The 25,231-nt window shown below is 68.3% G+C and carries 17 protein-coding genes; 1 reads left to right on the plus strand and 16 read right to left on the minus strand.

Annotation, left to right across the window (positions count from 1 at the left end):
- Positions 1 to 36: 36 nt before the first annotated feature.
- The 16 genes from WS62_RS25825 to tssB form a co-directional block, all read right to left on the minus strand.
- On the minus strand, positions 37 to 3,735 hold the full coding sequence (locus WS62_RS25825) for a type VI secretion protein IcmF/TssM N-terminal domain-containing protein (RefSeq protein ID WP_066577022.1): 3,699 nt from the start codon (positions 3,733 to 3,735) through the stop codon (positions 37 to 39).
- Positions 3,736 to 3,746: 11 nt separating this feature from the next.
- Entirely contained in the window at positions 3,747 to 4,445 is a 699-nt protein-coding gene (locus tag WS62_RS25830; RefSeq protein ID WP_066576983.1) for a DotU family type IV/VI secretion system protein, read from the minus strand.
- Positions 4,442 to 5,839, minus strand: a complete 1,398-nt coding sequence (gene tssK / locus WS62_RS25835) for a type VI secretion system baseplate subunit TssK (RefSeq protein WP_066576985.1) — start codon at positions 5,837 to 5,839, stop codon at positions 4,442 to 4,444. Before tssK ends, WS62_RS25830 begins: the two co-directional genes overlap by 4 nt.
- 23 nt (positions 5,840 to 5,862) lie before the next feature.
- Complete coding sequence (tssJ, locus tag WS62_RS25840) at positions 5,863 to 6,627, minus strand: type VI secretion system lipoprotein TssJ (protein ID WP_082721288.1); 765 nt, start codon at positions 6,625 to 6,627, stop codon at positions 5,863 to 5,865.
- A 9-nt stretch (positions 6,628 to 6,636) separates the two neighbouring features.
- Positions 6,637 to 7,029, minus strand: a complete 393-nt coding sequence (locus WS62_RS25845; protein WP_066576987.1) for a DUF4150 domain-containing protein — start codon at positions 7,027 to 7,029, stop codon at positions 6,637 to 6,639.
- Between the two features lie 28 nt (positions 7,030 to 7,057).
- Positions 7,058 to 7,822 carry a DUF3540 domain-containing protein gene (locus WS62_RS25850; RefSeq protein ID WP_082721289.1) on the minus strand — a complete coding sequence of 255 codons (765 nt, stop codon included), beginning with the start codon at positions 7,820 to 7,822 and terminating at the stop codon, positions 7,058 to 7,060.
- Positions 7,801 to 8,865, minus strand: a complete 1,065-nt coding sequence (gene tagB-5 / locus WS62_RS25855) for a type VI secretion system accessory protein TagB-5 (RefSeq protein WP_066576992.1) — start codon at positions 8,863 to 8,865, stop codon at positions 7,801 to 7,803. Before tagB-5 ends, WS62_RS25850 begins: the two co-directional genes overlap by 22 nt.
- An 8-nt stretch (positions 8,866 to 8,873) precedes the next feature.
- Positions 8,874 to 11,471, minus strand: a complete 2,598-nt coding sequence (locus WS62_RS25860) for a type VI secretion system accessory protein TagAB-5 (protein ID WP_066576994.1) — start codon at positions 11,469 to 11,471, stop codon at positions 8,874 to 8,876.
- A 25-nt stretch (positions 11,472 to 11,496) separates the two neighbouring features.
- Positions 11,497 to 14,481, minus strand: coding sequence for a type VI secretion system Vgr family protein (locus WS62_RS25865; RefSeq protein ID WP_066576996.1), 2,985 nt, complete (start codon positions 14,479 to 14,481; stop codon positions 11,497 to 11,499).
- Between the two features lie 26 nt (positions 14,482 to 14,507).
- Positions 14,508 to 17,264, minus strand: coding sequence for a type VI secretion system ATPase TssH (gene tssH / locus WS62_RS25870; protein WP_066577027.1), 2,757 nt, complete (start codon positions 17,262 to 17,264; stop codon positions 14,508 to 14,510).
- Positions 17,251 to 18,270, minus strand: coding sequence for a type VI secretion system baseplate subunit TssG (tssG, locus tag WS62_RS25875; RefSeq protein ID WP_066576998.1), 1,020 nt, complete (start codon positions 18,268 to 18,270; stop codon positions 17,251 to 17,253). The genes tssH and tssG overlap by 14 nt, the downstream gene beginning before the upstream one ends.
- On the minus strand, positions 18,258 to 19,991 hold the full coding sequence (tssF, locus tag WS62_RS25880) for a type VI secretion system baseplate subunit TssF (protein WP_066577000.1): 1,734 nt from the start codon (positions 19,989 to 19,991) through the stop codon (positions 18,258 to 18,260). The genes tssG and tssF overlap by 13 nt, the downstream gene beginning before the upstream one ends.
- Positions 19,992 to 20,019: 28 nt before the next feature.
- Complete coding sequence (gene tssE, locus WS62_RS25885; RefSeq protein ID WP_066484325.1) at positions 20,020 to 20,472, minus strand: type VI secretion system baseplate subunit TssE; 453 nt, start codon at positions 20,470 to 20,472, stop codon at positions 20,020 to 20,022.
- Positions 20,469 to 20,957 carry an Hcp family type VI secretion system effector gene (locus WS62_RS25890; RefSeq protein WP_066484327.1) on the minus strand — a complete coding sequence of 163 codons (489 nt, stop codon included), beginning with the start codon at positions 20,955 to 20,957 and terminating at the stop codon, positions 20,469 to 20,471. Before WS62_RS25890 ends, tssE begins: the two co-directional genes overlap by 4 nt.
- Before the next feature lie 183 nt (positions 20,958 to 21,140).
- Positions 21,141 to 22,646 (minus strand): type VI secretion system contractile sheath large subunit, encoded by a 1,506-nt coding sequence (gene tssC / locus WS62_RS25895; RefSeq protein WP_066577002.1) that lies wholly within the window; start codon positions 22,644 to 22,646, stop codon positions 21,141 to 21,143.
- Between the two features lie 2 nt (positions 22,647 to 22,648).
- Positions 22,649 to 23,164: a type VI secretion system contractile sheath small subunit gene (gene tssB / locus WS62_RS25900; RefSeq protein ID WP_066577004.1), complete on the minus strand. Its 516-nt coding sequence runs from the start codon at positions 23,162 to 23,164 to the stop codon at positions 22,649 to 22,651.
- Positions 23,165 to 23,432: 268 nt separating this feature from the next.
- On the opposite strand from tssB, the gene WS62_RS25905 reads away from it, so the two are divergent.
- A complete protein-coding gene (locus WS62_RS25905) occupies positions 23,433 to 25,226 on the plus strand; it encodes an ATP-binding protein (RefSeq protein WP_066577008.1) in 1,794 nt (597 codons plus the stop codon).
- Positions 25,227 to 25,231: the final 5 nt, after the last annotated feature.

A 25,231-nucleotide genomic window follows, 5' to 3' on the forward strand; every position in this document is an offset into this window, starting at 1 on the left:
CGCTGCGCGCGCCGCCGGTTTGCAAGGGACGGCGGATCACGCGCCTTGTCCGGCGTTTCGCCCGTCGCGCGCCGGGTCACCCCAGCACGCTCCGATGCGGGGAGGCAGTGCGACACCCGCCGCGGATGCCGCAGCGCTCGCGGCCGTTTCGTCGTTCTGCCGAGTCGTGTTGCGCCGCTGGCGCGCGATGTTGTCGCGGCGCGTCCGTTCGAGCGTGTCGATCCGGCCGACTTGCGCGAGCAGCGCGTCCTGCCCCGAGAAGTCGTATCGCACATCGATGTAGCGCACGCCGAGGCGATCGAGCTGGGCTTTCGCGTCGGGGAAATCACCGGGCGTGAAACGGCGCACGCCGTAGCGGAAATCCTGGACGAAGCGCGCGACGCCGAGCGGCCCTGTATAGCGACGCACGAGCGTGACGCCACCGAGCGCGATGCGTAGCGTCGCGTCGCCGCATTGATCGGGCCGCCAATCGATTTGCTCGGATACGCGGAAGTTGTAGTTCGTCAGCGTGCGCGCTTGCGGTGCGCATTGCAGTGTCAGCGTCGTCTCGAACGGCTTCGCCTGCGCATCCGGATTTACGTCGGTTGGCTGCGCGACGATCCCGATGTGCATCGTCTGCGCATGGAGCGCGTCGATCTGTCGGCCGAGCGATGCGATTTGCTCATCGAGTTCCGCCGCTGCCTGCTGTTGCGCGCGCCGCTCGGCGTCGCGCCGCGTTTGCGCGACGCGACGGGCGGCCGCGTCGTCGAGGAGCGGCAGGAACGTGTCGGTGAACGGCAGTCGGTAGCCGAGCGTGTCGACCACCGACGCACGCGCCGCGCCGACGCGCACGAACGGCTTCGCGGGACCGTCGATGAACGCCCAGATCGCTCCTTGCGGGCCGTACAGCCGGTCGTCCGCGTCGTCTTGCGTCGCCGCGCGCTTGAGCGGCCACAGCACGTCGCGCTCCCAGTCGCTTTGCAGTGCGCAAGACGCCTGCCGCTCGACATACCCGAACACCGAATGCAGTGGGCCGCCGATGAGGCTCCAGACAACGTCGCCGCCGACATCGCGATCGCCTGCGAGCTGCTTGACGCCGCGTAGCGCGTCGTCGGCTGCCCGCATCGCGGACGCTTCGACGGACGCATCGGCGCCGAACCCGTGGAAGTCGGCTGCGAGTCGGTAGGCGGCGCCCGTGCCCGCGAGCGCGTCGACGGCGAGTGCGGCGACGCGCCGATCGTAGTCGACGAGCGCGTCGCGCAGCGCGGCGTCGCGCTCGAGCGTCAACCGGCCTTGCGCGGGCGCGCCGCCGAGCGTTTCGCGCAACGCCCGGCCGCCGCTGCGCGAAATCGAGCCGAGCAGCGCGCCGAGGCCGCTGTCTGGCTTGGGCGCCCAGACGGGCGCGAGCATGCGTGAAGCCATCCGGACGAACCGCAGCCACGGCGGCAGCGCATCGTCGCGCGCGGATTCGAATTCACGCGTGACGCGCGCCAGCAGCGCCGCGAACGGATCGCGGCGGTCGGGAATTCGGTCGATCACCACGCGCCATTGCGCTTGCGTCGTCAACAATTGCTCGCCCTGCGGGAAGCGAGCGGCGAAATCGCGCCATGCGTCGATTCGCTGCGCGCGATACCACGCGTCGAACGCGTTGCGATGGAACGCGAACCTGGGCTGGTTCGCGACGGCCTGCGCCATCTCGTCGAGGAACGCGTCGATCGCCGGACGATGCGCAGCCGTCAGCGCGGCCGACACCCGCACGTCGCGCAGCGCGGGGGGCAGCGCGCGCGCCGCGGCGGCCGGCCAGAAGTCGGCGAGCGTCACGTCGTGCGGCGTCGACGCGTCGGGCACGTCGAGCAGCCATGCGCCGTTGGGATCGCGGTACGCGAGCCGTTCGAGCTGCGCCTGCGCGGCCGCGATGCGAGCTGCGAGCGCGCCGTCGTCCGGTGCGCTCCAGGCAATGTGGTCGACAGCGAGTGCGTCGATGCGCGGCGATGGTCCGTCGTTACGATCGCGCGTGCCGTCTGCACCGTCTTCGTTCGGCGCACGGGCGATTGCCAGCGCGGGCATTCGCACGAGCGTCTCGCGGTCCGCGCCGCGCTGGCGCGCCTGCATCAGGTTCACGTAGCGGACCAGATTGCGGACGCGCGCGGCGACATCGCCACCGCTGTCCGCGCGCGCGTCGCCTGCATCGTCCGGCTCACCGAAGAACAGCCGGTCGGCGGAAGGCTCGATCGACCGTCGATAATGCGCGACGTAGCGGCGCTTGAGTTCCGCTTCGAGCCTGCCGACGGGCGTGGCGCCGGCGATCGTGCGCACGAACGGCCGATCGTCGCGCTGCTCGACGTCGCCGATCACGCGGCGGATCCGCTCGAGCGTTGCCGCATCGCGCCGGAGCTCGCCTGCGAAGCGCGTATGCGCGGGATAGTCGCGGCGGACCCGCTCGACGGTCCGCACGTCGCCGACGAACGACGCGGTCATCAGCAGCCCGACCGCGACACACGCGAGCAGCCACGCGCCCAGGGCGAGACGGCGCAGCGTCAGCCGCGAGCGGCTCGGCCGCTCGACGGGGCGCGACGCGTCACGCTCGCTCGGCAGCACGCGTGCGAACACGTCGTGCAGGAACAGGCCGGCGTCGTCGGGCCTGCGCGCGGGCGCAGCGTCGAGCCAGTCGGGCAGCGTCAGCGAATGCGCGCCGCCTGTCTGTCGGCCGCTCGCGAACAGCAGACCGCGCAGATGCGGCGTCTCCTGATAGACGTTCGGGCCGAACGCCGCGCGCGTGAACGCGTCGAGCGCGGGCCGCAGTCGTGCCAGTTCGTGCTGCAGCATGAGCGTGCGTGGCGACGGCGGCTCGCCGCGCGCCGTTAGCGCCGTCCGCAGCACGCTCAGACGCGCGTCGAGGCTGTCGAATGCGTGCGAGACGAACGCGTTCGCGTCGTGATCGCCGAGATAGCCGAACGCGCGCTCACGGTCTTGCGCCGCGAGTTGCGCGCTCCATTCCTCGAAGCCGTAGAGCCGGTCGCACTGCGTGACGAGCACGTAGACCGGGAAGCGCCGGTCGAACAACCGGATCAGGTGCTCGAGTCGTTCGCGGATGGCGCAGCCGTCGATCGTCAGCGCGTCGCGATCGGCTTCGACAAGGCGCGGCGCATCGATCGCGACGACGACGCCATTGATGCCTTTGCGCGCGCGCGTGCGGCCGAGCCGATCGAGGATCGCGCTCCATTCGTGCCGGTCGGCGTCCGTCGCGTCGGGCTCGGTGAAGCGGCCCGCGAAATCCAGTACGACCGCGTCGTCGAAACACCACCAATCGCAATCCTCGGTCGGTTCGATGAGTGCATCGCGGCGCGCGCGCCGCAGTGGCGATGCGACACGCGCGCGGGTCAGCGCGGTCGTCTTGCCTGAGCCGGAGCGGCCGATCACGAGATACCATGGCAGGGCGTCCCGCGGGCGACCCAGCAGGCCAGGGGCGGGCACGGCGCGCTCGAGCGCGGCGAGCGAGGCCTGCCAACGCGCGGCGACGCGCTTTTCGGGCGTCTCGAGATCGGCAGGCAGGCGCTCGGACGCGTCGAGTCGCGCCAATTGCCCGCGTGCGCGCACGGCGCGCCATGCGCGGCGCGCGACCCGGACCAGGAGCCATCCGGCGAGCGCCGCGCAGAACGTGGCGGGCGCGCACCACAGCGGCCAGTCGAAATAGAGCGCGGTTGCCCAACTGAACGCGGCGAGTGCGACCAACGCGGCGATGCGCGCGATTACCATGCCGATGATCTTCATTGCAATCCGGGGAGGTCCGAGTCGACCATTCGCGCGATGATGGGAAGCACCGAGTCGACCATCCGCGCGATGACGATGTGATAGATCAAATAAAGCGACAAGAGGATCGCGAGCGGCAATCCGAAGTTCAGGCCCGCGAACCCGATGCGGCGGTGTGCGCGCGCTTTTGCCACCGTGGCGTGCGACTCGATGCCCGCATAGGCGGCTGGAAACGGCGGCTCGCCTGCGGCGCGCGAGGCCGCTTGCGCCGACAGTGCTTCGATCGCGCGGCGCTGGATCGCTTCGAGCGGCCTGCTGTCGCCGTCGTAGCCGTATCGGCCGCGAAAGCCGAGCCGCAGGCAAAGGAGAAAGACCTCCAGCACGTCCGCGCGCTCGCCGTCGAGCGTTTCGAGGCGCTCAAAGAATTCGACGCCTGCGTGCGACGTGTCAAAGTAGCGTTTCTGCAGAAGCCGCAACGTCCACCGATCGGCGTCGTCCCAGCCGCTGTTCAGTATTGCTTCGTCGATCCATGCGCAAACGGCGAACAGCGCATCGTCGACGTCGGCTTCGGATGCGCCGCCGCACGCCGCGTGATCGCGCGCGCTTTCGATCAGAATTTCAAACCGCAGCGCAACTTCAGCGGCGTCGCCGCGCGGGTGTTGCGTGAACTGCCGCGCGTATGCGACGAGCGGCATCATCGAATCGGACAGTTTCATGACACGTGCCTCACTGCGGCGAGTTCCGCTTGCAGGTCGTCCGGCGCGTCGTGCCAGCGCAACGACACGCGCCCATCGCGCCTGATTGCGTCCCACTGGCGGCCGGTCTGCTCGATCCGAAAGTACTGCGTGCCGCTGCGGCGCGGCAGCCGCTGCGGTGCGCACGGCAGGCGGGTCAGCTCGACACCCGGCAGCGCGAGTGCGGTGAGCTGGGGCATCTCGTCGGTCGCGGCAATACGGCCGCCGTGCAGAAAGCGCTGCGCGATCGTGTCCGCATCATGCTCGCTGCGGATCGCCAGATAGAACAGATGGCGGTCGCCAAAGAGGTCGGGCGGCAGTTGCGTGGACCACTGCGCGGGCTGGTGCGCTCCGTCGGGTTCGAACGTCGCGACGCAGTCGGGGCCGACCGCGATCTCGTCGAGCAGATGGACGATCAGCGCGTGCGCGCGCGAGAAGCAGGTGCCCAGATCGCGATGGTCGTACGGCGGCAAGCCGCCGCTCGCGTCGAGCGTTTCGCCGAGCATGTCGAAGCGCTCGGAGAAGGCGCTCAGTTCGCCGATGAGTTGCCGCAGCGCGCCGTAGATCGTCCACGGATGCAACTGATCGCATTCGGCGAGATGGAACAGCAGCGGGCCGAAGCGGTTCAGCGAGCGCAGCGCGAGCAGGAGCGTCATGTAGCTCGCGTCGAATTCGGCATGCTGCATTTCGCGCGGACTTTTGTACTGCTGCAGCCTGCGCGCGCGGCCCGCGAGCTCGTCGCGAATGCAGCGGATTCGGTCGAGCAGTCCGCGCGAGCCGGACAGCGCGTAGCAAGGCGGCACGAATTCGTCGTCGAGCCGCAGACGCTCACCGTCGCGCACGATGCGCGCGAACGGGATCGTCTCGTGCCCGCAGAGCGCGTCGAGTTCGTGCTCGAAGACGATCTTCAGCACGTGCTTGAGCGTGCGCACCGGCGCGGGCGGGTGGTCCGAGTAGAGATCGCCGACGTCGTCGGCGGACGGCAGCGTTGCATAGCGCGTCGCCGCGCTCGGCAGCGCGTCGGCGGCGGCTGCGACCGTCACGTTGTTCGCGCCCCGCGCGAGCCGCTTTAGCGCGACATGAGCGACGAGCGCCCGGCCGTCGTCGAGCCACGCGGGATCGAACGCACGCGCGGCGATGACCGCGTTGCCCGGATACTCGACATAACTGCGGTCGGAAAACAGCAGGTGCGCGGAGCGGATCTCGACCACGCGATTGTCGATCGCGGCTTGCGCGAGCGAAAGCGCGCCGATGCCCCAGAAGTGCGGGGGGCCGGACGCGAGCCACGGCTCGGCGCGGAACTGCTGCTGCAGTTCGGCCAGCTGAAAGTGTTGCGGCTGCAGGAGCATGCCCTGATGCCAATAGACGTTTTCCATGTCGTACGTTTCGGGTTCGTGAGTCATGGCTTGCGCCGCGCGCCGGTCGCGTCGCGGCCGTGCTGGTCTTCGCCTGCATCGTCGGGCGGCAGCGTTAGCGACTTCGCGCCGCAGTCGAGCAGCGTCCATGCGCGCGCGCCGGGTGGCGGCAGCCTCAGGCGTGTTTCGCGCGCGTCGGTGATGCTCTGCGCGCCGAGCCGCAGCTTCAGTTCGAGCGTCCGCGGCGCGGCGCGATAGGTGGACGAGAACCAGCCGCGCTTGTCGATTTGCAACGGGACGTCATAGAGCCGCATGGAGCGAGGGCCGTCGGTGTCGTAGTAGCCGGCGACGATGCCGATGTAGCGGGCCTGCTGCGCACGATCGATCGATAGCGCGACGCGCGCGCCCGGCGAGACGACGTAGCGTGTGGTCTGAATGAAGCCTGTCGCCGTCCCGCCCGCCGCGAGGGTCGCGCGCAGCCGGTCCGGATCGTCGGCGAGGTTGCGGAACGCCTGCGCGTCCGCGGTCTGGAAAATCGTGAGCAGCAGCGTGTGCGGCGCGTTCAGGTATTCGTTCAGCCGTGGCGACGCATCGATATCGATGCGCAGCGCGTCGGGCACGTAGTCCCATCGCACGTCGGCGCGCGCCTGCTCTTCGGTAACGCCCGCCGCACAGCCCGCCAACGCGGCGAGTGCGGCGAGTGCGGCGAGTGCGGCGAGTGCGGCGAGTGCGGCGAGTGCGGCGACGGCGCACGCGCGCGCCGCGAGGCGGCGCGCCGTCGTCCGTGCGGAAATCCGTTGATCGTTCATGTCGAATCCTCAGCTCATCGCCATCACTTTTTGCTGGCTCGGTTGCAGCACGGCGCCGGTCGCATTGCCGTCGTTGTGCTTCGTCGGCGTCGAGAGCCGCACGACGGGGCTGCCTTCGAACTTGACCTTCGTGCTGCCCGCCGCGAATTCGACTTTGCCCATGATCTTTCCGGACATCACGCCGCCGACGGTGCCGGGCTGATCGCCGTTCGTCATCGGAATCGTCGATTTCTTGGTGAGCGCGGGCATGCCGCAGACGAGTACTTTCGTCGTGATCGAAGAGGCCATCATCGGCGCGCCGGTGTTCGGATACGGGATGGGAACCGGGCCGGTCGGCGTCGGCGTTTTGCAGACGTCGGCGGGGCTCATGCACAGGCCGGACGCGGTAGTGACGACAAACATGTTTGAACTCCGAATCAGGAAGAGAAAATCAGCCGAGGTCGATGCGTTCGCCGTCGATGCCGACGTGACGGTCGGCGAGCAGCGTGACATCTCGCGCGTGCAGATGCGCGCGCTCGTCGATCTGCCAGCGCGCTCGGCTCGCGCGCGTGTCGTCGACGCCCCGCACGCGGCGAAAGCAATCGCCAAGCGTGTGCAGTGCGCGGCCGATCGTCGACGTGAAGCGGCGCGCAACGAGCCGCACGTCGTGCGCGCGGCCGTCTATCGACTGCGCGCACGCGTCGAGATGCGCGGCGCGCACGCATGCGCGATGCGCGCTCAGGTCGACACGCGCCGCACGGGCGTCGATCCGGTCGCGCGCCGCGAGCGCGATGCGCGGCGCGTCGATGCGCAGCCCGTCGATGCCGGTTTCGAACACGACGCCGCCCGGCAGCGCGAGCGCGGCCTGGGGCGCGCCGGCGCGTGCAAGCACCGTGAGTACGTAAGCGGACGGCGCGCCGGATGCGTCGTCGGCCACGCCCGCGCGTGCGTTCGCGCACGCCCAGATCAGCACGCTGTCGCCGATGTCGGGTGCGAGCACGCAGCCGTCGGCGCGTCGCGCGCGGCCGACCGGGTCGTCGAGCAGCAGCCAGTCGCCGATGCGGCCAGTGACGTGCGACGCGCGCAACGTCGCGCCGGCGTCGAGTGTGCGCGGGGCGTCGACGGGCGGAAGTGGCGAAGCCGACGGCGCGGCAGAGGAAGGAACGTTCATCATCGATGCGTAAGCGCTAGGCGTTATCGTTCGGGCGCGGTCCATCGTTCGGCCTGCGCGAGTGCGGGATCGGTCGGGCGCGCGCCGGTCTTGCGTGCGCCGTCCCAGCGGGCGGCGCGATCGTCGACGGCGTGCAGGTTCGCATGCGAGAAATCGGCGTCGGTGCAATCGGCGCGCGACAGCTTCGCGTGCGAGAAATCGCAGTAAACGAAGCTGCCGCCCGCGAGCGTCGCATCGGCGCAATCGGCATGCGCGAAGAGCGACATCCGCGCGCGCAGCCCCCGCGCGTTCGCCGACGACAGGCGGGCGCGCGCGAAATCTGTCTCGTCGAACGCCGCTCCGCAGAGATCGGCGCCGACGAGTGTCGCGTCCGCGAAACGCACATGGCGGCCGCGCGCGCCTGCAAGCGTTGCGCGCTCGAGGTCGGCATTGAAGAACATCGTCTGCACGAGCGATGCGCCGCGGAAATCGCCGCCGGACAGCTTCGCGCCGTTGAAATGCGTCATTGTCAGATCGCAGTGGTCGAAGCGTTGCCCGCGCAGATCCGCATTCGTGAGGAGCGCGTTCGTCAGACGCGTGGCGTCGAAGCGCGCGCTCGACAGGTCGGCGTGCATCGCCGCGAAGCGCTCGAGTTCAGCGTTCGCGAAGTCGGTGTGCTCGAAGCGGCAATCGACGGTTTCGCAACGCAGCAGCTTTGCCCCGGTGCACTGCGCGGCGGCGAGGTCGCAGCGCTCGAACGTCGAGCGCGCCCAAAGCGCGTCGGCTAGCGTCGCTTCGGCGAGATCGGCGTCTGTCATCGCGAACGCGTCGCCCGTCGTCGCGCGCAGGCTCGCGGCGTGCAGTGCGACCTCGCGCCAGTTCGAGCCGCCGAGTGTCGCGCCGTCAACGCGTGCGCCGGTCAGGTCGCAATGCAGCCAGCAAGTCGCGTCGAGCTGTGAGGCCGATAGGTTCGCGCCGCGCAAGATCACGCGGTCGAACGTGCAGCCGGACAGGTCGCGCCGCGAAAGATCGGCATACGAAAGATCGACGCCGGATAGCGTGCGGGTGTCGGCGAGGGCGGCAAGCGCGGCCTGAAGGATGTCGGACATCGGTGTCGTCAAATGGATCGGCCGTCGGTGTCTGGGCAGAGGCGGCCCGGCACGTCAAGCAGCGTTCGTTCGACGTTCGCGCCGTCGAACTGGGATCGGCCGAGCGCCGTGCCGTAGCAATCGGCGCCGTACAGGTTGCTCGATTGCAGTTGCGCGCCGTCGAGCCGCGTGCGGCGTAGCGATGCGCCGAACAGGTTCGAGAAGCGCATGTCCGCGTGTGATAGATCGGCCTTCGCCAGATCGGCGCGCCGCGCGCTCGTCAAGGTCAGTTGCGCGCCGCTCGCGATCGCACGAACGAGGCTCGCGCGATCGAGCGTCGCCTTGTGCAGATTCGCGTAACTCAGGTCCGCGCCGTCCCAGTTCGCATCGTCGAGCGCCGCGCTGCTCAGGTCGGCCTGCCGGAACGACGTCGACGCGTCCGCGCGCGAGCCGCGCAGCGATGCCGAGTTGAACCGGGCGTGCGGCGCCTGCGCGGCGTGCCATTCGACGCCGTCGCATTGCGCCGACGCGAACGTTGCGTCCGTAAGCGTCGCGCGCTGGAAGTTCGCGCGCGGCAGGCGCGCGGACGTGAAATCAGCGGCGTCAAGTGCGCACCCGGCAAAGCTCGAGTGCGCGCCGTCGAGTCGCGCGGCCGCAAGCCCGGGCATCGCGCTTTCATCGAATTGCGCTCCCGCGCAGCGGCTTTCGACGAGCGACGCGCGCGTGAAGTCGCAGTGAGTGAAGTCGGCGTGGTCGAGGCGCGCGCGGTCGAGCGTGGCGCCCCGGAAAGATGCACCGGGCGCGGACGCGTGTGCGAGCGTCGCCTCGCAAAGGTCTGCGTTCGAGAAGTCCGCATGCGGCAGCAGCGCGCGTTCGAACGACGCGCCAGCCAGCCTGCAGCCGGCGAAGCAGGTTCGCTCGAGGTGCGAATCGCGGAAATCCGCGTGTTCGAGCGCCGCCGACGAGAGATCCAGGTCGCTCAGATCGAGGCCGGCGAAGCCGAGCCCGCGGGCGTGGCGTTCGATGACCCGCTCGCGCGTGAGCGGGCTCGCGGGGAACGCTAGTGCGACATTGGCGAGCGGATTGGCGAACTGATTGGCGAACTGATTGGCGAACTGATTGGCGAACTGATTGGCGGGCGGCTGTTCGGGGACGGCCGGCGCATCCGGTGCGATCGCCTCATGGTCACTGGGGGCCGCGAGGCCAGCGGTCAGCGCGTCGAAGTCAAGCGGCGCATCGGGCGTGTCGAGTGCATCGAGCGCGTCCGCGAGCGCGGCGAGCTGGGGTTGGCCGTGCGCGGCCGCCTGCACCTGCGCGCGCGATAAGCCGTGATGCTCGACGAGTGCGCGGGCTTGCGCGTCGGCTTGCCGGAATAGCTCGACGAGCGATGCATCGTCCGATTCCGGCGACCCGGGAGACGATGACGACGGCGGCGTGGCGCTTTGCTCGCCGGCCGCCGCTGATGCGCCACACTGGGCTTGCCATTGCTCGGTCTGCGCGTCGAGTTCCGCCGCTAGCGCGGCCAGTTCGTCCAGGTTCAGGTCGGTGGGCGCGACGCGCGCGGGCAGCAGCCGCGCGATATCGGCTTCCGTCAGGCCGTGCTCGGCGAGCAGCGCGTCGGTTTGCGCGGCGAGTGCCGCCGCATCCCGTTCGAGTCCGGACAGTTCCGGTGCCGGCGGTTGCGCGAACGAGGCCGACGCGGCCGGCGCAGGGTCCATGTCGCGGCCGGGATCGGCGCGCGCTTCGTCGTCGACGCTTGCCGCCGGCGCGGCGGCGCTCGCGAGCGGAGGCCGGTCTTCGGTCACTGGCCGGCCGATGTAAGCATCGTCGGCCAGCGGCGGAGCATCGGCGCTTTCCCAGCCGGCGATCACGCGCACGACATCATCGCCGTCTTCGTCGTCGATCGCAGCGAGCGCGCGATACAGGACGATTCCGCAGGCCGCGCCGGGGAACAGCCAGACGGTTTCGGCGCGCATCGGACACGTGTCGACGCGCGCGACGCCGCCGACCGAGCGCTCGACGAAGCAGCGCGCCCGCACGCGCGGCAGCGCGCCCGCGACGATCGGCCGGTCCGCATGCATGTTGACGAGCTCGATGGGCTCGCCGCCGCGCCAGAATCCGGCGATCCGTTGGTCGCGCGGCGCTGTGTGGAAGTACTCGGCGCGTGTGCCGGCGGGGAGATGAGGCCAGTGATGCGCCTGCCAGCGCGCGTCCAATGGCCCGAGATGGCGCGCGCGCTCGCGATCCGACGCCGGCAACGCGCGGAAATCGGCAAGCGGCGCGGACGCTCGCACATCGACGAGCCGTTCCTTGCACGTCGCACCGATGCGCGCGCGTACCGCGATCGACGCGCGCGCGCCGCGTTCGCACGCAGGCGCATGCACGTCGCCGTAGACGAGGAATTCACTCGCCGGCTTCGGAAAGCCTTCGTCAAGCGGCGCATCTGCGTCGAGCATCTGTTGTGCGACTTGCCAGAGCGCCGTCTCGGTCGCGAGGTCATCGGGGCCGACGGGCGCGTCAGTGCGCAGCGGAAAGAGCGCGAGCGCGCCGATCGACAGCCGGTCGACGCCTTCGGAGCGCAGTGTCCGGTAGAGCAGTGCGAGCGTATCGGGTTTGACGATTTTCATGAAGGAATGCGTACGAGTGAGCAGGTCAGCCGAGCTGGATCAGTTGGCCATCGATCTTCACCGACGCGCTGCCGCTCAGCTTGAGGTTCGTCGCCCGCACGTCGATCGCGCCGTCGCTGCCGAGCTTGAGCGCCGCCGAGCCGCAGTCGGCCGCAATCTTTCCTTCGTCGACCTCGACGCTCGATTTACCCGCTTCGACGCCTATCTTCGTTTCATGGACGTCGAGCTTCGCCTTGCCCTGCGCGTGCGCGAGCGTGACGCCGTCGGCCGTCGCGACGAGCCGGTTGCCCTTGAAGCCGAGCTCCGCGTCGGATGCGCTCATCCGCACGGCGCTCAGGTTCTTGACGTGCTTCACGAACTTTTGCTGGAGGTTGTCGATCTTCAGCGCGACCAGCTTCTGCTTTGCGTTCAGCTCGACGAGCTTCGCCTCCTTGGCCTTGATCGCGACCGCCGCGACTGCGTCGGCCGGCGACGGTGGCGTCGGCATGAGTGCGCTCACGCCGAACGCGTTCTGATCGGTCGACAGTACTTGGTTCTCCGAGATGTCGGCTTCGAGATCGGCGATGTCCTTCAGACACGCGTCGAGATCCTGACGCAGCCCGATCAGCTCCTTGAGGTCGAGCTTGGACACCGGATCGGCCGGTACCGCGAACAGCAGCGTGTCGTTCGCGTGGACGTGCGCATGTTTCGCCGATTCGACGCCCCAACGGCCTTTGCCGACGCTCATCGCGACGTCGGCCGCGCCCGGCCCCTTGCCGTGCGTCGACCACGTGACGCCGTCGACGGTCAGCGACATCCGGGTCGCGTGCGTCAGGTTCTTCGCGGCGAGGGCGATGCCGTGCTTGCCGAGCGACAGGTCGGCGACGAGCGGCAGCGCCGCCTGCAGCTTGGCGATGTTCGCGAGCAACGTACGCGACGTCGCCATCAACCCGGTGCTGACGGCGCTCACGCCGGCGAACTGAGCGGCGGCCACGCCGAAGCCCGCCCATGGCAGATCGGCGATTGCGCCGCTGCCCTTGATGAGACCCGCGGCAGCGGCCGCGGACCCGGCGTTCGCGAGGCCCGATACGATCATGAACTTGCGCACCTTGCCTTTGAGCTTGTCGAGCTGCTTTTGCAGCACGGCAGACGCATCCTGCCCCGCGGACAGCCGGATCGCGCGCGTTGCGGACTGCTTGTGGAGCGTTTGCAGCAGCGTCGACGCGCTATCGTTGATCTCGTAGGTCCGGCTGCCGGGCAACATCCAGCGCAGGTTGCCTTGCAGCGTCGTCAGGAAATTCGCGCTGACGTCGAGGCTGTTGCGCACGCCGACGTAGATGTCGGTGTTGCCGCCCATCGACACCGTGCATTTGAGCCCGCCCGAGAAGCGGTACGCGTTGCCGAGCGAGAAATCGAACTTGTTGCCGGACGTGAGAAGCGCGAGCCCGTCACCCGGCCCGAGCGCGCCGATGCCGATATGGTTGTTCGGCGCGTGCAGCCACGTCGCCGCGTCGCGGCCGTCCTTCATGTAGAGCTGGTTGTGTTCGGTCACGATCCGGTGCGCGGCCGGATTTTTGCGCGTCACGACGCTGCCGTGCGACGAATTGGGCACCGCGCCGACGATGACGGGGCGGTCGGGATCGCCGCCGTCGAATGCGATCTTCACCTCGGTTTGCTTCAGAAGCGGCAAATGCATGCCGCGGTCGCGGCCCGAATACGGCGTCGCCATCCGGATCCGCGCGGAGCCCTTGTTAGCCGGATGGGTGCTATGTGCGAACGGAAAGCGCACTTTGTACTGCCCGTATTCGTCGAGCTCGGCGAGCTTGCCGCCGCCCTCGCCATCGACGATCGCGCTGACGACGCCCGCCGCTCGCGGCTTCGGCGTCGTGCGCGGTGGCCGGTACTGGACGTGCGTGGGAATGGCGTCGAATTCGCTGCGGTAGACGACGTCGTCCGACGTCACGCCGAAGGGCGCGTCGAGATCAGGAAACAACAGGCGCGCCTGCGAGCCGCGATGCGTGACCGCCGTCACCAGATATCGGCCGTCGAAATCCGTGCGATAGTGGCCCGAGAGCGCGATGAATCGGCCGGCGCGCAGACCGGTCGCGGTCGCTTCGCCGACGAACCGGCGGCCTTCGCATGTCAGTGCCTCGGCGCGCAGCTTCGCATAGCGCCGGCCCTCATCCTTCGTATGGAAATGCTCGTCGCTCGACACTATTTCACCGACGCCGTCGCGCGACACGCTCTCGCGGACTTCGAGCGGCAGTTCCGCTTTTCGGTGATTGAAATCGCGCAGCACGACTTCGCGCGGCAGCGGCTTCGCGCGGCACGCGAACGCCTGCACGCGGTCCGCGTCGATGCCCGTGTCGAAATCCGTCGGGGGCAGGTAGCGGAGCGCGAGATCGTCGGCCGGGCCCGGCTGATGGCGGCGCTCGTCGACGATCACGAGCGTATCGCGCGCGCCGTCCTGCTCGAAGTAGTAATAGATGCCTTCCTTTTCCATCCAGCGCGACACGAAATCGAGATGGCTTTCGTCGTACTGGCAGACGAAGCTGCGCTTGCGATAGCCGCCGCCGTGCCGGAACCGGTAGTCGCGGCTGCCGAACGACGCGGCGCGCAGCACCTTTTTCACGATGTCGGGAATCGTCTGCTCGTTCAGGTAGACGTCGGACACCCTGTACTGCGACAGCCGCCACAGGCGCGGCACGAGCACCGCGCGATAGACGGTACGGTCGCGAAAGCCGTTCAACTGCTCGAATTCGGCGAGCACGCCGGAATAATGCGTCGTGTTGGCGTTGCCATACGCCGGACGGATCGTCAGCGTCGCTGCGCGGCTCAGCATCCTTGCGAAGTCGATTTGCGGCTCCGCGCTGATGAGCGTCAGCTCGAATCGGTACAGTTGCGAGATCGCCTCGCGTCCGGTCATGTCGACGACGTCAAACGCCGTTTCGCCGTACGCGTCGCTGACGAATGCGAAGCGCCGCGCGTTCGCGCACGCCGCGTCAGCAATCGGTTGGTGGGACGAAGACATCGGGAACTCCTGGGCGGCGGGGGGCGTCAGCGCGCGTTGGTCGCGTTGGTCGCGTTGGTCGCGTTGGTCGCGTTGGTCGCGTTGGTCGCGTTGGTCGCGTCGGACTCGGCCGGCTCGTCGGTCGAGACGACGAAGCGGCCGTCGGCGTCGACCGCGACGCGGATCGCGGACGCAGGCGTCGCATCGCACGCGTGCACGAGAATGTGCTGCGCGAGCGCAGGCAGCACGTGACGTTGCAGGACGAAGTCGACGTTGCGCGCGCCCGATTCGACTTCGGTACAGCGCGCAGCGACGTGCGCGACGACGGCGGCGGCGTAGACGACGCGCGTTCCATGCTGCGCGGCGACGCGCGCCGTCATGCGTTCGAGCTTCAGCCGCGCGATGTCCACGAGCGTGTCGGGCGCGAGCGTCGCATACGGAATCGCGGTCATCCGCGCGAGCAGCGCGGGCTTGAAATGGCGCGACAGAGTCGGCCGGATCGCCGCGCGCATCGCGTCCGCGTCCGGCCGGCAGCCGGACGCGGCCAGATCGGCGATCGCATCCGTGCCGAGATTCGACGTGAGGAAGATCACCGTATTCGCGAAGTCGACTTCCTTGCCTTCGCCGTCGGACAGCGAGCCCTTGTCGAAGACCTGGTAGAACAAGTTCAATACATCCGGGTGGGCTTTCTCGACTTCGTCGAGCAGCACGACCGAATAGGGCCGCTGGCGCACCGCCTCGGTCAGCATGCCGCCTTCGCCGTAGCCGACGTAGCCGGGCGGCGAGCCGATCAGCCGGCTGACGTCATGCCGCTCCGGGTATTCGCTCATGTTGACGACGACGATCGAGCGCTCGTCGCCGAACAGCGCGTCGGCGACGGCGACCGCGGTTTCCGTCTTGCCGACGCCGGACGGCCCGGCGAGCAGGAACACGCCGAGCGGCCGACGCGGATCGTGCACGCCGGCCGCGCCTGTCTTGACGGCTTCCGCGATCTGCTCGATCGCGTGATCCTGGCCGCGGATGCGGCGCTTGAGCGTGTCGGCGAGCCGCAGCATCACGTTCGCACGGTCGCGGCGCAGCTTGCCGGCCGCGATGCCGGTCCAGTCGGCCACGACGTCGGCGATCGCGTCCGGATCGACGTCGATCTGCACGAGCCGGGCGTCGCGCTGCGCGTGCTCGAAGCGGCGGGTCGCATCGGCGAGCGCGCGCGCCGCGTGGTCGTGATCGTGGGCGTGCGCATTCGAATCGGCCTGGGCGTTCGAAGCGGCGCGCGCATGCGCTGCGGCATCCTCGACCGCACGGCACGCGCGGCGCGCCTCGACCAGCGCTTGCGCCGCGTCGCGCTGCGCCGCCCATGCGTCGCGCAACGCGTCGGCGCGCGCGGACAGCGCGGTAAGCTCGTCCGCGATGTGGGCGACACGCGGCGTGTCCGGCGCGCAGCGATCCGCGAGGTCCTGCCGCAGCGCGCGCCGCTCGCGCTCGAGCGCCTGGATCGCGCGCTCCGCGTCCTCGAGCGTGGCGGGCTTCGTCTGCTGGCGCACCTTTATGCGCGCGCAGGCCGTGTCGAGCAGGTCGATCGCCTTGTCCGGCAACTGCCGGCCCGTGATGTAGCGGTCCGACAGCTCGGCCGCCGCGACGAGCGCATCGTCGCGGATCGTCACACCGTGCGCGTCCTGATAGCGGTCCTTCAGGCCGCGCAGAATCATCACCGACGTCGCGACATCGGGGCTGTCGAGCTTCACAGGCTGAAAGCGTCGGGCGAGCGCCGCGTCCTTCTCGAAGTACTTCTTGTACTCGCTCCACGTGGTGGCCGCAATCGTGCGCAGCTCGCCGCGCGCGAGCACGGGCTTCAGCAGGTTCGCCGCATCGGACGCGCCCGCCGGGCCGCCCGCGCCGACCAGCGTGTGCGCCTCGTCGACGAATAGCACAATGGGCGTTTGCGACGCGCGGATTTCGGCGATCACGCGCTTGAGCCGCTGCTCGAATTCGCCCTTGACGCTCGCACCTGCCTGAAGCAGTCCGAGATCGAGACCGAGCAGCGTCGCGTGCCGCAGCGTTGCCGGCACGTCGCCTTCGGCGATCCGCAGCGCGAGCCCCTCGACGACGGCCGTCTTGCCGACGCCCGGCTCGCCGACGCACACGGGATTGTTCTTGCGCCGCCGCGCGAGGATATCGACGATCTGACGGATTTCGGCGTCGCGGCCGAACACCGGATCGATCCCGCCGGCGCGGGCCTTTGCGGTGAAGTCCTCGCAATAGCGGGCGATCGCGCTCGATCCATCATCGTGCGCGCCGCCCGGCGCGGCGCCGCGCGCGCCCGTTTGCGTCGATTCGACCGATTGCGCGCAGGCATCGGTGAAGCGCGCGAGAAGCGCGTCCTTGCGCAACGACTGCAGCACGTCGTCGCGGCCGGGCGATGGCTGCCGCGCGGCGCGCGCGACAGCGGCGGCAAGCACCGCCGCCGAGCGGATTCGCGTCTCGCCTAGCTCCAGCGACGCGATCAGCCACGCGTCCTGCAGCAGTGCGAGCAGCGACGGCGCGAACGCGGGGCGGCCGCTGTCGCCCGCCGGCCGCGCGTCGAGCGCCGCGTCGGCTTGCCGGCGCAGGCGCGCCGCGTCGACGCCGCTCGCGCGCAGCAGCAGCGCGACGTCAGCCGACGGCTCGTCGCACAGCCGCGCGAGCAGGTGCTCGACGGTGACGTCGTCGTGCCGGCGCGCGACGCATGCGCCGACCGCGTTTTCGAGCGACGTCCGGCAATAGGGGTTGAGCTGTTCGATCAACGGCTTCAGGTCAACCAGCATGATGGGGTCTCGCTTGATCAAAGAGGGAAGTCGGAAGACGGAATTCAGGCGACGTCGCGCGTTCGGCAGACGGGCCGCCGAGCCACGCGTCGAGCCCGACGCGCGACCATGCGTCGCCGCCGCAGCGCGCGGGGCCGGCGTCGCGCGCGCGCACGCGTACCGTGACATCGACGACGAATGGTTGCGTCAGATAGAGGCGCGCGAGGAACCGGAGCCGGCGAAACGCGTCGCCGCCAGGCATTAGCTCGCGAAACAGCGGGCCAGGCACGTCGCCGAGCACGATGCGCAGCCGCCCGCCGTCGTCGCGCATCCGCTCGCCGACGCGCGCGTCGACGCCGAGCCGATGCGCACGCGCGCCGACGCGAGTGCGCTGATCGTCGGGAATCGGCAGCCATTGCGGCACACACTGCTCGATGTCGACCGTCGAGGGCGCGAGCGTGTCGGCGAGCAGCGCGCGTAATCCGGACGCCGAGCGCGGCCGCTGGCTCAGCAGTCCGACGTGTCGCAGCAGCGCGTGCTCGTGCAGGCCCGCGTCGCGCGCGGTGCGCACGTCGACGCCCGCGAGCGCATAGAGCGGGCGTAGCGCGGCCGCGTCGCGCTCCTCGACGATCCGCAGCGACAGCCGATACTTGAGCCATGCGTCGAACAGGAGCGGATAGAGCACGCGATGCAGCACGTCGAGGAAGCCTCGCGCCGCGTGGCGGCCCTTGGACGTTTCATCGATCAGGTCTTCGGTATAGAACGTCGGCAGCGGCGACGACACGCCGTACAGCCCGAAGAAGTTCGCGATGACCCGGTAGCCGCCGTCTTCCGCCTTGTCGATGCGCTCGACGTCGGTGTCCGGAAACGACAGCGCGAGATTCGGCCGCGTATGGATCGGCATCGGCGCGGCGGGCCTGCCAGCGGCGTCGCCGCGCCGTTCGCGAACAATGCGACGCAGCAGCCGGATCGCCTGAAAATACGCGAAGTGCTTCGCCTCACCGAGCAGGACAGGCTCTAGAGCAGGCATTGCGCCCCCATCCTCGGCGGCCACGCGAAACGCTCGCCGTCGGGCAACACGTCGATCTCGACGCGCATGTATGTGTTGATCGCCGCGTAATCGGACAGAAAGCGCTCGAGCACGCAGCCGAACAGATACAGCTCTCCGGTGCCGCCGAACGCGTCCGAGCGGCAGCGCAGCACGACGCGCTGGCCGTTCAGTATCCGCTCGCCGACAATCCGCGTCTCAGGCTGTACGTCGACTGACTCGATCCCGTCGATGCGGCGGCGGTCGCCTTGCGCGCGCGCGTCATCGCGGTACTCGGCGAACGCGTGGAGCGCGAGCATCTGCTTCAGGCTGTCGGCGCTGCCGAGCGACAGGAAATTCAGCGCGAGAAGACCGATCGTCCGCCACAGCAGAGGCTCGCCGAGCGGCGGATCGATCGACGGGCTCACGGGCGTGATGTTGGCGAACGCGAAACACTCGGGCGAGCTGTCAGTCGGGCGGCACACGTCGCCAATCTTCAGATTCGCGGGCAGCGCGCCGTTCGTGCACGACAGGTCGATCGACAGTGTCTCGGTCGCGAGTGCCTCGCCGGGTGGATAGGCGAGCGCAAGATGGACGTTGTGTCTGCGTCCGTCGAGCGCCGTGCGGCGAATGAGCCGATAGCTCGCGGCGTCGCCCGCGACGCCGAACGGTACGTAATGCCGATCGCCCGGATGGCCGGGACGATAGCCCACCACGCGATCGACGGAAAAGATCCGGCAGTCGCCGCGCGCGTCGCCTTCGGGCTGCAGCCGGTAGTCGGTCGCACGATGCTCGTGCTGGATCGGTACCGCCTCGTGCGGAAACAGGTTCAGCGCGGCGGCGACGTTCAGCCGGAAGCTGTCGCGATCGACGCCCGACAACCAGCCGGGCGCGCAGTCGAGCGCGAGCCACACGCTGAACTGCGTGCCTGAGCGGGCGGCGCGCCATCGCTCGAGGCCGGTCAGTTCGACGAACAGGAATTTCTCGGCGAACGCGAAGTATTCGTGCAGCAGCCGGAAGCCCGGAAACGCGCGGTCGGGGCAGGGCAGCAGCACGTCGTCGAAGCCCGCCGGCCGCAACGCGCCGCCGCCAAGCGCGATGCGCGGGCCGGGCCGATCCGGGGGGCCGCACGTGATGTCGACCGATACGACGTGCCGCATCAGCAGCGTGAACAGCCGGCTCGCGTGCAGCCGCTCGCCGCCGACGAACAGGCGGATGCGCGTCGCGTCCCATTCGCTTGCGTCGATGCCGAGCATCTCGAAGTCGAGGCGCAGAGCGGGCAGGTCGCTCGCGGACGGCACGAACCGGCAGTCGGCGAGTGCGATCGGCTCGACGTCGAGGTCGACGCACGTGCGGAACCGGCAGGCCGTGCCGTCGACAGGCGTCGATTCGATCTCGGTGCCGGCACCGACGACCGCGCGCTCGCGCAGCGCGCCGCGCGGCTCGAATGCGATCAGTGTCGCCGCCGGAACCGGGCGCAGCGAGTGCGGAAACAGCAGGTTCGCGAGTCCCTGCACGAGCTCCGGAAGGCCGTCGTCGAGCTTTTGCCGGGCGAGCCCCGTCAGGAACGCGACGCCTTCGAGCAGTCGCTCGACGTCCGGGTCGCCCGACGGCGCGCCGAGCATCGGCGCGAGCAGCGGGTGCGCGCGGCCGAACTCGGCGGCGAGCTCGCGCAGACGGAACAGCTCGTCCTCGTAATAGCGATTCAGCGTGGTGGTGGTCATGATGGACTCGCGGCGAAATCGCGCGCGCTCAGGAAATCGTTCGGATATCGATCTTTCCGTTGCCGCTGACGGTTGTCAGAAAGCGCGCCGACACTTCGCGCGCGTCGAGCACGAGCAGCGCGTCGAGACTGAAGTGCAGCGTCGCCGCATCGAGCGGGCGCTCGGCGAGCACGACGCGCGGCGATTTCAGCCGAGGTTCGTAGCACTTGATCACGCGTTCGATCTGCGCTTCGATCTCGCGGGCGGACCCTTGCGCAAAACCGCCCGCGAGATTCGTGAAATCCGGCACGCCGAAGACCGGGTCGATCGGCACGTGGCCCTGCCGCGTGTTCAAGATGCGGCGCAGATGATCGATGACCGAGCGCGCGAGCACGTCCGCGCGCGGGATGCCGCCGTGCTCGCCACCCGCCTCCCAGTCCGCGATCCGCTCGAGCAGGCGGCGCTCGCCCGCCGGAGGGCGGGCAGGCAGGCGAGCGGTCATACCTTCGGCGCGCGCCACGAGTCCTCGGCCTCGATACCGTCCGGCACGTAGGTCCACGTGATCTTCTCGTAGGTAAACGACACGTCTTCCATGTGGCCGAGCTGCTTGTTGTCGAGCACGAGGCAGTTCGGCGTCCACGAGCGGATGCTCGTCAGGATCGCGTTCTCGAGCTTGACCGTGTAGTAATGCTCCTCCTTGCCCTCTTTCAGAATCCGGTAGAACTCGAGCACGACCGATTTCATCTGCTCACCGGACGCGAGCGCCTGCGATAGTTTCGGCGACGACTTGTCGATTTCCTTCGTCAGCGTCATCGGTCCGTGGATGCGCTTGCCCGTCGGCAGACCCGTTTGCGGGCTCTTCGGGATCTCGATCGTGTGTTCGACGGCCTGGACGAGAATCTTGCCCTCGTGACCCTGGATGTCGACGGAACCCTCGATGTTGCCCTGGGTTTGCCCTTCGAGCGTGAGAAAGCACGGCATCGGCATGGCGAATTTCTCCTGGTGTGACGGCGCGCCGCAGGGCGCGCCGGATTGACGAACGTCGTGACCCGATGCGGGGCCGCAGACGTGAAACGATTATCGGCGGCGCGAATTGGATTTCCGTTTCGATGCAGCGCCCGAATATCACGGATGAAACACTGGGTGCGGTGCGCTGACGGCCGCGCGCCGTCAGCGCTTTTCGAGTTTGCCGACGAGCGACAGCGTGAACGACGCGCCCATGTACTTGAAATGCGGCCGCACCTTCATATCGACGCGGTACCAGCCCGGCTCGCCTTCGACGTCCGACACGAAGATCTCCGCTTGACGCAGCGGCCGGCGGCCCCGGACGCCCTCGGTCGGGTTGTCCATGTCCGCGACGTACTGGCGTATCCACTGGTTGAGTTCCTGCTCGAGATCGCCGCGCTCCTTCCACGTGCCGATGTTCTCGCGCTGGATGACCTTGATGTAATGGGCGAGCCGGTTGACGACGAAGATGTACGGAAGCTGCGTGCCGAGCCGGTAATTCAGTTCGGCATCCTTGCCTTCCTTGCTGATGCCGAAGAACTTCGGCTTTTGCGTCGAATTGGCGGAGAAGAACGCGGCGTTGTCGCTGTGCTTGCGCATCGTGAGCGCGATGAATCCCTGCTCGGCGAGCTCGAACTCGCGGCGCTCGGAAATCAGCACGTCGGTCGGGATCTTGTTCTGGATCTCGCCCATTGCCTCGTATGCATAGAGCGGCAGATCGGCGACCGTGCCGCCGCCTTTCGGGCCGATCACGTTCGCGCACCAGCGATAGTCGGCGAAGCTCGCGGTGAGCCGCGTCGCGAACGCGAACGCGGCGTTGCCCCAGAGGAAGTCCGTGTCTCCGCCGTCGACGCGCTCGTCGTAGTTGAAGCGCTTGACGGGCGTCGTGTTCGCGCCGTACGGCAGCCGCAGCAGGAAGCGCGGCAGCGTGAGGCCGACGTAGCGCGCATCCTCGCTCTCGCGAAACGCGTTCCATTTCGTGAATTGCGGCCCCTCGAAGAGCGACGACAGATCCTTCACGTTCGGCAGCTTGCCGAACGAATCGATACCGAAGAACGCGGGTCCCGCCGCCGCGATGAACGGCGTATGCGCCATCGCGGACGTGCTCGCGACGTATTGCAGCAGCTTGACGTCTTGCGCGCCGGGCCCGAACGTATAGTTCGCGACGATCGCGCCGATCGGCTGGCCGCCGAACTGGCCGTACTCGGCCGTGTAGACCTTCTGGTACAGGCTGGATTTCGTGATGTCGGGCGAATCGTCGAAATCGTCGAGAAGCGCGGCCTTGCCGACGTCGAGGAACTGAATCTTGATGTTCTCGCGAAAATCCGTGCGGTCGACGAGGAACTTCAGCGAGCGCCACGTCGATTCGAGCTGCTGAAAATCCGGATGGTGCAGGATCGCGTCTACCTGCCGGCACAGCTTGCGATCGATCTCGGCGATCATGTCGTCGACCGTCGCCTGGCTCACGGCCTCGATCGGGCGCTTGGGCGCCGCCAGGTGTGCGACGAATGCCTGGATGCCGTGACGCGTCACTGGATAGGCGTCCTCGTCGCGCTTCACGCGCGCGGTCTCGATCAGTTCATCGAGCAGGGATGCCGGCGTGTCGGGCGTCGCGGCGTCGGGGCTCGCCGTGTCGGCGGCCTTCTGGGTTTGCAAGTGTTCGCCTTCCATGATCATGAGTCTTGTGTCGCGGTTCTTGGGTCGTCAATGCCGAGTTCGGTGAGCAACTGCTTGCGCGCTGCCTTGTCGGTCACGATCTCGTGGATGCGCTTGCGAAAGCTCGGAATGTTGCCGAGCGGGCCCTTGAGCGCTTTCAACGCGTCGCGCAGCGCAATGAGCTGTTTCAGTTCGGGCACCTTCTCGACGATCGCGTCGGGCGAGAAATCGTCGATCGAATCGAAACCGAGCGTGACGGGCAGGTGATCGTCTTCGCTCGCCTGATCGTCGAGCAGGTTCGGCACGCCCATCGCGAGTCGCAGGTGCTGCGCCTTCATCACGTGGTTGAAGTCGTCCTTGTCGATGTTGACGGGGGTAAGCTCCTCGAGCGGCGGCTTGTTGTCGGCCGTCGAGAATTCGCCGAGCACAAGCACCTTGAGCGGCAGTTCAACTTCTGCTTTAGCATCGCCGATCGCCGGGCGATAGACGATGTTGACCCGCTCTTTCGGTGCGACGGATCCGTTCGTTGTCACGTTGGATTCTCCTCTTCGTTGTCGCTCGCGAGCGACGGCTGAGTATGGATGATGGATGCGCTTGGCGTTTTGCATGAAACGCTCGGAAACGACATCAGTGAGACAAGTATCGAAGGAAAGATGGAAGCGGCGTTAGTCGCAGGGTCCCAATTTTTGGTTGCCTCGTGCCGCTTTCGTTGCGGATGAAAAGAATCGTGCGATGCATCGTTAAGATAGGTTGATATCCGAAACGAAGACGGTTTAGTATTCGCCGACTTCTGACCGACCTATGCACGGAAATTCCATCGACGCCGGCCCTTCGCGACAGGCCCGGGCCACACGCATCACGCAGCCTTTGCGGCGCGCCGATCACGCGTTCACGCGGGGCGGTGCGCTGAATGCGACGGCGCTGCTATTGCTGCTGTACTACGCGAATCATCTGCTGTCGCGGCCTGGCGCGTGCACGTCGCTCAATCACACGCTGTCGGCCGTCGTGTGGCCCGCGCCGGTGCTGGGCATCGCGCTGCTGCTGCATTGCCGCCGACCGCTCACGCGATGGCTGGGCGCGGTCTCGCTGTACGTCACGCTGCTGATCACGGGTTCGCTCGACTGGGTGCCGTGGTGCGTCGACGCGCTGTTCGCGGCCGTCAACGTCATCGAGGCGGCGACGGGTGCGTGGCTTGTGCGGCGCTACGTGATGCCGGGCGGCGGTGTGGATACCCTGCGCGGCTTCGCGATGTTCGTGCTGTTGTTGCCGGTCGGCGCCGCGGCAATGCACGCGATGTTCGCTGCGGCGGTCCTGTCCGTGTGGATGAACGATCGCGAGTGGTTGAACGAATGGTCGCGCGCCTATGCAGCAAACGCGCTCGCACTGCTCACGTTGTTGCCCGCACTCATCACGTGGCAAGCGCGCGCTTGCCGCACGATGTGGGCGCGGCACCGCAACTGGCTGCCCGCGCTCGCGGCTTTTGGTTCGCTGTGCTTCGCGTCGATTTGGAGCGGCCAGGGAGAAGTTGCGCGCGCGTTGCTCGCGCTGTCGTTGTGCTGGGCGGCGCTCGAAGGCGGGCTCGTGCTCGCGTCTCAGCTCAATGCCGGCGCGGCGATCAGCCTCATCGCGATGACGCTGGGCGGTCGCGGACCGTATGCATTTCATTACGATGGCCGTGGCGTATGGGCGCTACAGGTCGATCTGATCGGCGTCGTGATCCTGTCGATGTGCATCGCGATTGCGACCGGCGAGCGCAGACGGCTCGCGAGGCAGATCGAGCGGTCGCGCCGCTTCGAGTCGCTCGGTTTTTTCGCGGGCGGAATCGTTCACGACTTCAATAACGTGCTGGCGACGATCAACTGCCATGCCGAATATGTTTCCGATCGGCTTGCGGCCGGCGTGCGCGTGGACGAATCGATCGACGAAATTCATCGCGTGGTCGAGCGCGGCCGCGATCTGACGACGCAGATCCTGCTTGCCGCGCGCCGTGGCGAACCCGTGTTGACGTGGGTGAGCGTCGATGAGGTTGTCGACGAGGCGCTCGGTTCGGCGCGCTTGGCCGCTGCGCGCGGCGTCGAGATTGTTCGGTGCGGCGATGACGCATGCGGCGACGCGCGGCGTGACGATGCCGGTTGCGGCGACACGCGGCACATGGTATTTGCCGATCGCAGCCAGTTCGCGCGCGCGGTCGTCAATCTCGTCGGCAACGCGGTGCGCGCGGCGCGTGCGACGGTCGTCGTGCGCATCGGCGCGAGCAATGGCCACGCGCCGGCCCCAGATGAATTCGATGTCGTGGTCGGCGAGCCGTCAATGCCGAACGGCGTATGGATCGAGGTGAGCGACGACGGCGACGGTATCGATGTCGAACCGCTCGACCGCATTTTCGAGCCGTTCTATTCGAACCGGCGTGGCGCGCCGGGCACGGGGCTCGGCCTCGCGATCGTCGCGGGAGCGGCAATCGCGCATCGCGGACAAATCGCCGTCGCGACGGCGCGCGGCGCGGGCAGCCGCTTCCGGCTCACGCTGCCGGCGGTGCGCTCGACGAGTACGTCTAACGAAACCGACATCGGCGCGCGCGACACAGCACAGGAGTAGGAACG

Source organism: Burkholderia sp. ABCPW 14 (assembly GCF_001523835.1).
GTDB classification, from domain to species: domain Bacteria; phylum Pseudomonadota; class Gammaproteobacteria; order Burkholderiales; family Burkholderiaceae; genus Burkholderia; species Burkholderia mayonis.

Bases quoted from the DNA above. Each gene is read 5' to 3' on its own strand.
- tssE (WP_066484325.1), bottom strand. From the start codon at position 20,472: ATGACCGCTCGCCTGCCTGCCCGCCCTCCGGCGGGCGAGCGCCGCCTG.
- WS62_RS25890 (WP_066484327.1), bottom strand. From the start codon at position 20,957: ATGCCGATGCCGTGCTTTCTCACGCTCGAAGGGCAAACCCAGGGCAAC.
- WS62_RS25830 (WP_066576983.1), bottom strand. From the start codon at position 4,445: ATGAAACTGTCCGATTCGATGATGCCGCTCGTCGCATACGCGCGGCAG.
- tssC (WP_066577002.1), bottom strand. From the start codon at position 22,646: ATGGAAGGCGAACACTTGCAAACCCAGAAGGCCGCCGACACGGCGAGC.
- tssK (WP_066576985.1), bottom strand. From the start codon at position 5,839: ATGGAAAACGTCTATTGGCATCAGGGCATGCTCCTGCAGCCGCAACAC.
- WS62_RS25850 (WP_082721289.1), bottom strand. From the start codon at position 7,822: ATGGACCGCGCCCGAACGATAACGCCTAGCGCTTACGCATCGATGATG.
- WS62_RS25860 (WP_066576994.1), bottom strand. From the start codon at position 11,471: ATGAAAATCGTCAAACCCGATACGCTCGCACTGCTCTACCGGACACTG.
- tagB-5 (WP_066576992.1), bottom strand. From the start codon at position 8,865: ATGTCCGACATCCTTCAGGCCGCGCTTGCCGCCCTCGCCGACACCCGC.
- WS62_RS25845 (WP_066576987.1), bottom strand. From the start codon at position 7,029: ATGTTTGTCGTCACTACCGCGTCCGGCCTGTGCATGAGCCCCGCCGAC.
- tssF (WP_066577000.1), bottom strand. From the start codon at position 19,991: ATGACCACCACCACGCTGAATCGCTATTACGAGGACGAGCTGTTCCGT.
- WS62_RS25865 (WP_066576996.1), bottom strand. From the start codon at position 14,481: ATGTCTTCGTCCCACCAACCGATTGCTGACGCGGCGTGCGCGAACGCG.
- tssG (WP_066576998.1), bottom strand. From the start codon at position 18,270: ATGCCTGCTCTAGAGCCTGTCCTGCTCGGTGAGGCGAAGCACTTCGCG.
- tssJ (WP_082721288.1), bottom strand. From the start codon at position 6,627: ATGAACGATCAACGGATTTCCGCACGGACGACGGCGCGCCGCCTCGCG.
- WS62_RS25905 (WP_066577008.1), top strand. From the start codon at position 23,433: ATGCACGGAAATTCCATCGACGCCGGCCCTTCGCGACAGGCCCGGGCC.
- WS62_RS25825 (WP_066577022.1), bottom strand. From the start codon at position 3,735: ATGGTAATCGCGCGCATCGCCGCGTTGGTCGCACTCGCCGCGTTCAGT.